Annotated in this window: 11 protein-coding genes; 4 read left to right on the forward strand and 7 right to left on the reverse strand. The window is 34.6% G+C overall.

The features are described from left to right. The first annotated feature begins 250 nt into the window (after nucleotides 1-250). Nucleotides 251-499 carry a hypothetical protein gene (locus NTU89_02865; protein ID MCX5923486.1) on the forward strand — a complete coding sequence of 83 codons (249 nt, stop codon included), beginning with the start codon at nucleotides 251-253 and terminating at the stop codon, nucleotides 497-499. A 105-nt stretch (nucleotides 500-604) separates the two neighbouring features. After that, the gene (gene mutL / locus NTU89_02870; GenBank protein MCX5923487.1) at nucleotides 605-2,497 is read left to right on the forward strand and encodes a DNA mismatch repair endonuclease MutL; all 1,893 of its coding nucleotides are present in this window, start codon (nucleotides 605-607) and stop codon (nucleotides 2,495-2,497) included. A 60-nt stretch (nucleotides 2,498-2,557) separates the two neighbouring features. On the opposite strand, the gene NTU89_02875 is transcribed toward mutL, so the two are convergent. From NTU89_02875 to NTU89_02890, 4 genes are all read right to left on the reverse strand, one after another. After that, complete coding sequence (locus NTU89_02875; protein MCX5923488.1) at nucleotides 2,558-3,367, reverse strand: hypothetical protein; 810 nt, start codon at nucleotides 3,365-3,367, stop codon at nucleotides 2,558-2,560. A gap of 81 nt (nucleotides 3,368-3,448) precedes the next feature. Next, complete coding sequence (locus NTU89_02880; GenBank protein ID MCX5923489.1) at nucleotides 3,449-4,120, reverse strand: YciC family protein; 672 nt, start codon at nucleotides 4,118-4,120, stop codon at nucleotides 3,449-3,451. Between the two features lie 40 nt (nucleotides 4,121-4,160). Then, a complete protein-coding gene (locus NTU89_02885; GenBank protein ID MCX5923490.1) occupies nucleotides 4,161-4,364 on the reverse strand; it encodes a hypothetical protein in 204 nt (67 codons plus the stop codon). Between the two features lie 12 nt (nucleotides 4,365-4,376). Next, nucleotides 4,377-5,216, reverse strand: coding sequence for a hypothetical protein (locus NTU89_02890; GenBank protein ID MCX5923491.1), 840 nt, complete (start codon nucleotides 5,214-5,216; stop codon nucleotides 4,377-4,379). Nucleotides 5,217-5,445: 229 nt separating this feature from the next. Between NTU89_02890 and NTU89_02895 the strand changes: the two genes are divergently transcribed. Both NTU89_02895 and NTU89_02900 read left to right on the forward strand, forming a co-directional pair. Next, nucleotides 5,446-6,201 carry a hypothetical protein gene (locus tag NTU89_02895; protein MCX5923492.1) on the forward strand — a complete coding sequence of 252 codons (756 nt, stop codon included), beginning with the start codon at nucleotides 5,446-5,448 and terminating at the stop codon, nucleotides 6,199-6,201. 10 nt (nucleotides 6,202-6,211) lie between these two features. Further along, nucleotides 6,212-6,553, forward strand: a complete 342-nt coding sequence (locus NTU89_02900) for a hypothetical protein (protein MCX5923493.1) — start codon at nucleotides 6,212-6,214, stop codon at nucleotides 6,551-6,553. Nucleotides 6,554-6,615: 62 nt separating this feature from the next. On the opposite strand, the gene NTU89_02905 is transcribed toward NTU89_02900, so the two are convergent. The 3 genes from NTU89_02905 to NTU89_02915 form a co-directional block, all read right to left on the reverse strand. After that, nucleotides 6,616-8,073 (reverse strand): DUF4804 domain-containing protein, encoded by a 1,458-nt coding sequence (locus NTU89_02905; protein MCX5923494.1) that lies wholly within the window; start codon nucleotides 8,071-8,073, stop codon nucleotides 6,616-6,618. A 49-nt stretch (nucleotides 8,074-8,122) separates the two neighbouring features. Continuing rightward, nucleotides 8,123-9,568, reverse strand: coding sequence for an aminotransferase class V-fold PLP-dependent enzyme (locus NTU89_02910; GenBank protein MCX5923495.1), 1,446 nt, complete (start codon nucleotides 9,566-9,568; stop codon nucleotides 8,123-8,125). A gap of 350 nt (nucleotides 9,569-9,918) precedes the next feature. Continuing rightward, nucleotides 9,919-10,623, reverse strand: coding sequence for an alpha/beta hydrolase (locus NTU89_02915; GenBank protein MCX5923496.1), 705 nt, complete (start codon nucleotides 10,621-10,623; stop codon nucleotides 9,919-9,921). Nucleotides 10,624-10,748: the final 125 nt, after the last annotated feature.

Raw genomic sequence — 10,748 nt, forward strand, 5'->3', positions numbered from 1 at the left:
CACTCGATGCTTTATCCAATAATGTTTTACCAGAACCAAAAACGATTTTACAAAGCTATGAAGATATCTCGGGAAAATCTAAACAAACATTACATGAGCTTACAAAATTTGCCACGCAAACTGCCTCAACAGAAGATAAAATTAAATAACAAGGATTTATAATGTACACATGGTATATGCTGTATGCGATGGCAATGATTGCGGTCGCTATATCTTATTATATAAAAGTTCATATTTTAGGACATAAATTATGAATCAGAATATGAACACATGGATTGCAACAGCGCTGGGTGTAATAACAGTAAAATTTATTATTCAGTGGCATAATTTCAATAAAATTGAAAATGATTTCGACTTATTAATATATATTGTTGACGTAGCCGGAACAATTATATTTTTGGCAGCGTGCCGGAACAATTATATTTTTGGCAGCGTTATTTTTTTATATGAACTGTTAATCCACACACCTAAATATTCTTATAGCCCGCAAACTTTATAAGTGGCGGGCTATTTTAATTAGCTCTGGCAAACATTTAATTCTTGTTTTGAAAAATAATTGGTACGATTAAAAGTGTAATATTTTTAACAGCTTAGAAAGTAAACCATGGCACAAACAATTAAATTTTTAGATCCACAAGAAGCCATTAAAATTGCCGCTGGTGAAGTAGTTGAGCGACCAGCACACATAATAAAAGAATTGATTGAAAACAGCATAGATGCTCAATCCAATACAATCATCATTCAAACTCGAGCTGCAGGCAAAGACGAAATAATAATCACAGATGATGGATCTGGCATGTCACCAGAAGATGCAAAACTTTGCTTTGCTCATCACGCCACAAGCAAAATATCTACAGTTCATGATTTAGAAACAGTTACAACGTATGGCTTTCGAGGCGAAGCTCTTTCAAGTATAGCCTCTGTCAGTCGCGTCGAGCTCACAACTAAAATAGATGATCAAAAAAGCGCCAGCCATCTGATTTTACAAGACTCAAAAATAATTGTTGATGATTTCGCCTCACATCCAACAGGGACAACAATTTCTATCACAAACCTTTTTGACAATATTCCTGCACGAAAAAAATTTTTAAAAAGTGATGATACTGAATGGAATTTGGTTGTTTCTATTTTTCAAGCGTTTTGCCTGAGAAAACCAAACATACATTTTAAATTATTTCACAACGGACACATGTCTTACAACTGCCCCCCAACTACCGACATCAAAGTTAGATGTGCACAGCTCTGGAGCGGAAACCTCAGCGAGCAACTTTTAACCATTGACCCAACAATAATTAAAAACATTTCAATTTCTGGTGCAATTTCAACGCCACATTATTATAGGTTTAATCGTGGACAAATTTTTATATTTATAAATAATCGCTGGGTTAAAAATATCGAAATCACCAAAGGCCTTATCAAAGGATATGATGGAGTTTTGCCTGCCCAAAAATATCCTGCTGCTTTTTTATTTATTGATATTGATCCAACTCAAGTTGATATCAACGTTCACCCTAAAAAAGAAGAGGTTAAATTTTTACATCCAGGAATTGTGCAAAGGGCGGTAGAAGAAATAGTTAAACAAACACTAAGCGACTCTTTAAATAAAAATTTAAGCTCCAAACCTGTTTTGGCAGAAAATAATTTTTCATTTTCAACAAACTCTATTTTGCCACAATCTGAAAACATTATTTGGGACAATCCAGAAATAGCTCAAGCAAAACAACCTTTTGCTTATCAGCCACCAACACAATTTCATACAAGCTTTCAAAAGCTTGGCGCCACACCCTTTTTCCATCCAGTAAGTTTTATAGAGCAAGCAAAGCAAGCGCTTTCAGTTTCAAGACCAGAAAAACTGCTAAAAAATGATTTTATTTATGAGCAAGAACCATTTTCAATCGTAGGGCAATTTAAAAAAACCTATATCATGATTGAAAAAGAACAGCAGCTTATTTTAGTTGATCAGCACGCTGCTCATGAGAGAATTTTATATGAGCGCTTTAAAAAAAATGCTGACATTAAAGCAACGACGGTACAACTTTTATTCCCGCACATAGTCAAACTGACTACTCATGACATCCAACAGCTTGAGGCGCATCTATCGCTTTTTGAAAAGCATGGAATTTTGCTTGAACCTTTTAGTCAAACAGAAATAATCATTCAATCTACTCCAGTACAAATGCAAGCAAAAAGCGTTGAAGAAATCATTCATCTCAGCCTGGATTTAATAAAAGAGTGCAACTTACAAGCGGACGAACTGTTCAACAAACTGCATGACAAAATACTTTCTGAAAAAGCATGCAAGGCTGCTTGCAGAGCTGGCGACACTTTAAACCATGAGCAAATGAGCAATATTTTAAATGAGCTTGAAAAAACAGAAAATCGTTTTTGCTGCCCGCATGGAAGACCAACTTTGTGGAGTATGGAACTCAAAGAAATTGAAAGACATTTTAAAAGAGATTATGTTGGATCAAAACAAAACCAACAAATAATATTTTAAAAATTTAGGGACGGTATAAAAACCGTCCCTTTTTGATATTCTTGAACATTGTAAAATATATTATTTTTTCATCTGAAGATAAACGTTTGCTTCTGCTTGGTTAGCCAAAGGAACAGTAAACACTGCGCCCAAAACCAAAACATTGCTTAAGCTTTTAATCAAAGTAGAAATCATAGTAAAGCCAAATAAATGTAAAACAGAGCCTTCAGTTAAAGCCCAGCTTGCTTGTAAAGATTTTACAATGCTTAGATTTTTATCGATGATGAAATACTTTGAAAAACGTAAGCGTTCATAAACAAAAATACCAGGAACTAAAAACACCAACGCTGCAGCCATTGTTGCCAAGCCAACAATTAAATTTACAACAAACACTCTTGGAGCTAAGTAATAAAATTCATACATATATTTAAACGAAACGTCTTTTTTGCTATTTAAATCAAGAGCTAATTTTGTCCAACCAATTGTGATTACATCAAGCAATAATTTTAGCACAAGCGCTGTTGGGATTAACCATGATGCAATGTACGCAATGTCATATCCAGAAACATCAATTGAAATAACGTCATGACCAAGGATTTGACCCGCAACATCTGCTGAAAAATATGATCTAACTGATTCTTGAACTGTTGTTCCAGTATAATGCAACGGACCCGTTGATGAATCTAACACATGTTTGAACATGTTTACCAATGCTAAAATGTGATATCTCATAGATCCAACATTCATAGCGATAATACCAAGAGTTACTAGATATGCTGCACAACCAATCAGGCCAGCAGCCATTGATGCAACAAAGAATATAATATGATTTAAAACTGTTTTTGCGCCTGTGCTATACGCAGACTCTAAAGAAAACTTTTGATTGAACATATAATTCCTTTTTTTATCATTAAAAAATTTGATCCTACGATGCTTACTTTAAAACAAAAAAATCAGCTCTGTCAACCAACCTTACTTTTGCCTTAAAGAAACATAGACATAAGACATCATCAAATCTATGAATGGAAAAAAAAGATTGATAAGCCTTGTGATAGGAAACATCAAAAGAACAAATGTACAAACAGAAACTGGAAATAAATTTGAAAAGTTATTCTCGGTTAGTTCCCAACTTTTTTTCATAGCGCTCATCGATCCACATTGCTCATCAAGGATAATTAATCGAGCAAAAGAAAATCTTACTGCAAAATAAATCCCAGGAACGATAAGCATTAAAAAGCCAAGCCCAATGACAATAGATTGAAAAATGCCAACAAAGAACAGAGCTCGAACCTGTACTCGATTATTAAACCCTCTTAGTGGTTTTTGGTATGCAGCATCAAGAGAATTTGCAATTGGAACATTGCTGTAACTAACTATTTGGACGAGTGCTTGATAGATCCCTGCAATAAAAAACAGAAGGATTAGCAATTGAATAAAAATAGAAGGATCATATAAAAAAAATCCTGGCGTAATACCCATAAAGCCGTATAAAAAAAGCGTACACAGCATAAAAGTCATAAGCCCGCCAATCATTACGAGCATCATGAGAAATGATTTTAAAGAAAGCATAAACCAACCATCAAGGTTGTTTTTTAAGCAGCTCCATGCAAAATTGCTTGAATCTTTTACTAGAAAAAATTTCATACAGACTCTCCTTTTTTAAAAGCCTAAATAATAAATATTTTTACTGATCAAACCTATCGTTATTGAAAAAATTTGCTTGAAATCTAGATGCCATTCGAGCCATCGTAAGCATCGAAATCCCTCTAAATAAAAAAACAAACCCTACAATAACGCTTACCGCTTGAAGTAAAAACTTACCTCCAACGATAAAAATTAAAAATAATCCAAGTGCAATGTTAATCAATGCTAGTAATTTTCTAATCATTTTAATTGTGCCTTAATTTTTCGATTCTTCTTTGAGTGAAATGTAGCTGTATGCAAACATCAAGCAATAAAAAAGATGTGATATTGCTGCGATAGAAGTAAAGACAATTAATCCAACAATTATTGCTGCTACGCCATAGCCAACCATCAAACTATTCACCTTTGCCATGCTATCTATTAAAAGATAAAACAAACCAAACAAACACATTTGAAAGCCTTTATTTGATGTTGCCGACCAGCTTTGTTTTAAAGCTTGAATAAATGATGAACCATCAAGCATAAATCCATATGCAAAAATAGTTCTGCTATAAAAAATGTAGTATTTCATAAAAAACATAAGAGGAATAATAAATCTCAGCGTCGAATCAGCCGCAAAAGTATATGGCCATCCCAAAAGAAAACCAAAAACAAATAATGGGAAAAATCTAAAAACATGTGGCGTTCTAACCATTCCACGCGGAGCATTGCCACGCGCAGCGTCTAATGAATTAGCAAAAAAGATTACAGAAAAATTTAACATCCCATATAAAAAAGCCGAGAGAAAAAGAATACTCAGAGCTAGGATCAGCCCAAGTGATACATAAACCATAGCTCCACCTTGTCTGACAAAAGAAGCTAGTTCAACTAAAAATAGCGGCGATATACTCGGAAATCCAACCGCAAAAGCCTTAGATAATCCTAATAAGCCCGCTAGGCCTAAGATAGATCCAATAATTAATAAAATAGACGCTCCCATTGCAGCAAAGAAAAATTTTGCATACAAAAGAGCCCAAAAACCTGGCTTACTTTTTAATTCACGCCCAGCAAGGACAGACGACTTGAAAAATAAACTATTTGAGAAAAAATTATTCATATTTTTCTTTCGATATGATTTATAATACGGTTTCAAAATTTATATCATGTATAAATTATACTTAGTTGAACGCAAAAACTCTAGGTTTTACACAAAAGACTCAGCTTTTGCTATAGCAAATTAACTTACTGCCAAAAAAAATAAGCCTTTAAAAACAATGACTTTCAATAAAAAAAATTTATACTGACATCAATAATTTATTTAACCGCAATCCTTTTTGAGGAAAAAAATGGTCTCTTTAAAAAAACAACTTTTTATAGTCTTTTCAATACTGCAAATTTCATCACTTACTCTTACAAGTCAAAACAGCCAACCATCTAGCAAAGAAAATTCGCCAAGAGAAAAAACTTTTTTTCCATGCGTTGATGCTGCAGACAGAGCTGCTCAAGAAGAACAGCTACAAACAATTATTACTGCTGCTATCGTCGCATGTGAATCTTTGCAGCCAGAAGATTACAATCTTGAAGCTGATCGAGCTCGTCAAGGATTAAAAGCTCAACACGATTTGGAGCTTTTTAAAAATTTACCTAAAAGAGTTGCCGTACCAACTAGTCGACCAAATCAATTAAAAAACGCAGAGCCAAATAAATTATTATTTACGCAAGAAGATATTGATAATGCCGTGGCTAAAAAATTAACTGAGCGACCAGAACAATTCACTCAAAAAAACCTTGACGATGCCGTATCCCAAGCTTTAAGCCTAAAAGAGTTTGCTTACACGCTACAAGCAAATCACGATAGACAAGCACGCCAACAACAAATCAAACGCGAAAGAGTTTTTTTTGGAGCAACTCTTTTTGCAATATCTGCTTACTTATTTTCTAACACTGATTGCTGCAAAAACAACGTTTCAAAACCAATTACTGGCAAAATAGTTAATCCGTGTAAAAACTTAATGGCTGAACTTTTCAATAACCCAAAAGCATTCATTCCTTCATTTTTAAAAGCTTCAAGTGCGCAAATAGCGCCAGCTAACCCAAAATAAGGAAGAAACTATGATTTCTGTAGCAAGAAAATCTTGTTTAAGCTTTGTATTATTGATATCGACTGCTTTGATGTACGCGCCACCAAAGCAAATATCTTTGCAAGAGACCCAAAAAGATTTGTTTTACATTTCTGTTTTAGCCTTGCAGCGTAAATTCAAACTACAAAAAGCAATAGAAGAAAATCAAAAACTACAGGAATACTGTCAACTTGCTACAAAGCTATTAGAAGAAAAAGATAACGATATTGAACGACTAGCTAAGGCAAGTTTTCAACAAGGGCCAATGTCAGAAAAAACCATTCAAGAAATGATAGCAATTGCATTTGCAAGAGCTGATGAACCAAAAAGATAATCCTGCAAAAATAAAACTCAATAAAAAAGCCGCTTTTTACAAGCGGCTTTTTTATTGAGTTTTTACACAACAAGCATAAAATCAGAACTTAGATTCTTATTAATCAAAGGATTTTGCAGCTGAGAAATAGTTGAGCAGCAGGCGGCCGCTGGATCGCCAGATGCTGTAAGCATCCCAGCCCAATATTCATTACCTGGATAGGAATTGCCATCCCAAGCATACATTGCAACAAGCAACTTATCTGCGTCCTGGCCAATTAACCTATCTGCTGGATTTCGTTTTGAAAAGTGCATTTTTATATTATTACCAAAAGCATTAAAAGTTCCCAAATGACCGACTCGCGAACAGTACTTACAATCGCTTGGGAAATAACTAAAATCAATGTCTGAAATAAAAGGAAAGCCACGGCCACTTAAAAGTTCACCATACACTTCTAGCATCAATTTTGATTGTTCGGCAGATATTTGCCAAACTCCAAGCCCAAGGCCAACAACATGACAATAAACCTTTTTGCCAATATTCTTGCCTCTGATATTTGCATCAACCAAAAATGGCTCTATAACAATTCTCATCCGCTTTTTATAGATCAAACTATCTAAAAAAGTATTATCATCAATTCGAATATACCTACCGCTTATATCATTTTTTACGCAATCAAAAGTTTGAAACTTTTCACCATAAAAATCCTGCCAAATCTGCAATAATTTATTATCTTGCTTAGAAATTTTCTTTTTTTCATAAAAGCTTTTAAGCCAATTTAAAAGCTTGTCTATGCCCGTTTCTTTTGCCTTAGGCAAGGTTTGCTCTTCTTTGCTTTGCGCTGGCGTAATAATCATATGTTGCCATTCCATAAGCGCTGGCTTTTCAAATCGAGCTCCAACCAGTCCAACGTAAACCCCTGACTCTTGATAAGTTCCAACAGAACCAACCAAAGCAGAATTATCACGAGATCCGTTATTTATAAAATATGTTGGCGTAGAAACTCCAAGCAATGCTGAAATCTGAATTTCGTCATATGAAAGATAATCTTGCAAAACCAGTGGCTTTTGCTCATTTTCTGTTCCAATAGCCTCAAAGCCACCATAGCCCTTTTTTCCACTTCTCAAAATATATCTATCCGTTTCAAGCATAAACATTAACGGTCTTTTAGAAATCAATCGATCAATAAACGACTGTGTCGTTAAATTTTTATATAGATTTTTTTCAACAGAGCTGCCGTGTATTTTTTTATATGCTAAAAATGCATCTATTAAAGAAAGAACCTTACTGTGCAAAATAATATATACCGACCTTGCTTGATTTACGATTGTAATTTTTTTACTGTCATCTGAACCAGCAATACAAAAAATATCATTGTTTCTAGGCTCTGGAAAAGGCGTCTGACTGTTAACTAATTTTGAACGATGTACCATATCTTCAAAGCTTCCTATCAGCTCATGAGCAGGTATAATATTTTCATTATGAATCGATACTAGAATGAAATTCGTAGCTAGCAACAACATTATTATTTTATTTTTCATATATCTCCATTGATCTATTACAGAAGTTTTTATAATTTATAGGATTTTTCTACAGAGATAGTAGTGCCTGCAAGCACTCAATCAAAAAATCAACTTGGCTAGCATCATTATACATAGAAAAGCTTACCCTGGTGGAGTAATTTCCGCCAAGCTTATCATGGTATGGCTGAACACAGTGAACGCCAGAGCGAACAGCAATTCCATATTTATCTAAATATTCTGCAATGTCATAGGCGTGGAATTTATCTGAAATAAACGTCACCATGTTTGAATGCTCACCTTCTTTTGGAACTATGCTCACCAGCCTAATTCCTGGCATCTGCTCAAGAGCTTTTGCAAGCTTTAAAACAAGCTGAGTCTCATGATGTTGCACCTGATCAAAATTAACATGCTCCATCATGAAATCTACTGCTGCGCCAAGACCAATTACTTGAGCAATCGGCTGAGTTCCTGGCTCCAGACAATGTGGAAAATCTTTAAATACTATATTATTTTGTGAAACATGAGTCGCGATGCCACCTCCAAAATTTTGCAAAGCACACTCTTCAAACAAATCTTGTTTAATAAAACAGACTCCAACCCCCGTAGGACCAAACAATTTATGCCCCGAAAATGATAAAAAATCACATTGCATTTTAGCAACGTCAATTCTTTGATGCACAACAGATTGAGCAGCATCAACTAACACCTTTGCCCCGACTTCATGACTTGCTGCGACAATTTCTTCAATATTATTGGTTGTTCCCAAAATATTTGATTGATGCGTGATAGCTACTAATTTTGTTTTATCTGAAAGATATGTTTTTAAAACTTCGATATCGATAATGCCACGATCCGCGACTGGAACAACTTTTAAAACCGCACCATTTGCGAGCGCAAGCTGCCTCCACGGAATAAAGTTTGCATTGTGCTCAACTTCTGAAACTAAAATTTCATCGCCCATGCCAATGTGTTGTTTTGCCCAAACGTGAACAACTAAATTAATACTTGCTGTAGCTCCAGACGTAAAAACAATTTCCTGTGGCTTTGCACCAATAAACCGTGCAACCTTTGCTCGAGATTTTTCAAACATAAGCGTTGATAACTCTGCAAACTCATACTGCCCACGACCGACGTTAGATTTATAATCTTGATAATAATTAACTATGGAATTAAGAACCTCTGCTGGCATTTGTGCAGTAGAGCCTGAATCGAAATAAATTAAAGGATAACCATGAACGGTTTTTGTAAGAATTGGAAAAAAATTTTTAATCTCTTCAAAATTCATATCTCCTTGAAAAAACGATGCTTGATTTTGGTCGTCTTGAAATGAATAGACGCTTGCATCCTTTGTTGTGCTTAGATCAGCACCATAGACACCTTGATAGATCCCACCACCATTGGATCGATATGCACGATCGCAGTATTCCCCACCGTCATTTCTGCCCACTTCGCTGGCCATAGAAATGCCATTTAAAATAAACAGAGCCATAATAAATTTGTATTTTATATTCATACCACCTCTTTTTATTAAATTAATGATTCCTCACTTAAATTAATAGATCCTGTGACATAAAAGTCAACAACAACTAAGCCGTCTCTTTAAAATCTATATAAACATGCTTATCGCTAGCACAAGACATAGAGCTTTCAACAAGTTTGATCATGCTTGGCAAATGCCAAAGCAGTGTTCGATATCCGCTATGACCAATGGACTTTCCATTAATCTTAAGCTAAATCTGAATAACATTATCTGTAGGCAAAAACATTCTTCTTGAAAAAAATGGTGCTTGTTTTGAACAGGAAGAAAACTAATTTTACCTTTATTTTATTGAACATAAAAACACCCAAAAACTGATTTTGCGCCTAGCTTTGTAAGACCAAGGCGTCATATGGTAATTTATATTCTTTGTAAAATGCCTGAAGTGATTTATAACCATAATTATCCATGATGTCGTTGTGTCCACCGCTATTTAAAACAATGAGCGAGATGTTTTTAAATCCTTGAGCTCTAAACGCTTTGAGAAGGCACTTAGAATGCGCCAAGGTAATAAGCTGATCGTTTTGCTGATGAAATAATATAATCGGCAAATTTTTATTTTTTATCTTTTTAATAGATTTTAAAGTTTTTTCTGGAACTTTTTTAGGATTGCCAAAAAATTTTCCTTTTACTACAGCTCCAACAGAAACTGGCGTAGCCATTAAAACAACAGCCTCTAATTTTTCTGGATTATGTGCACCCATAAAATGAATTAACATTTCGGCTCCACGAGAGTGCCCAATTGCCACAAAGTTTTTGTTTTTTAATGATTTATTAAAAACAGCCTGTAAATCTGCAACATAGCTTTCATGCTTGAAAATAGAGCTCCACAGCGAATCAAGGGTAAAGGTTGGAACATAGCAGTTATTACCATATCCATAAGGAGCTATGTCAAAATATCCCCTTCTTGCATTTTCTGGATTATCGCCATATCCATAAGAAAGCAATGCGCAAATCTCTTGATCTACAGCTTGATCTGCTTTTACGCTACAAAATGGAAACATCATCAGAAATAAAATTATTTTTTTCATAAAGAACCCTAATTTAGCAATTTTTATATACTTTAATTATATCAAATCTGTCATAGAATAATAAAGGCATGGGGTGTTTTTAAGCACAAAAAAACCACTAAAAAAATCATGCTACTCATTGCTAT

The sequence above is a fragment of the Candidatus Dependentiae bacterium genome (genome assembly GCA_026389065.1).
Lineage (GTDB): Bacteria > Babelota > Babeliae > Babelales > Chromulinivoraceae > JACPFN01.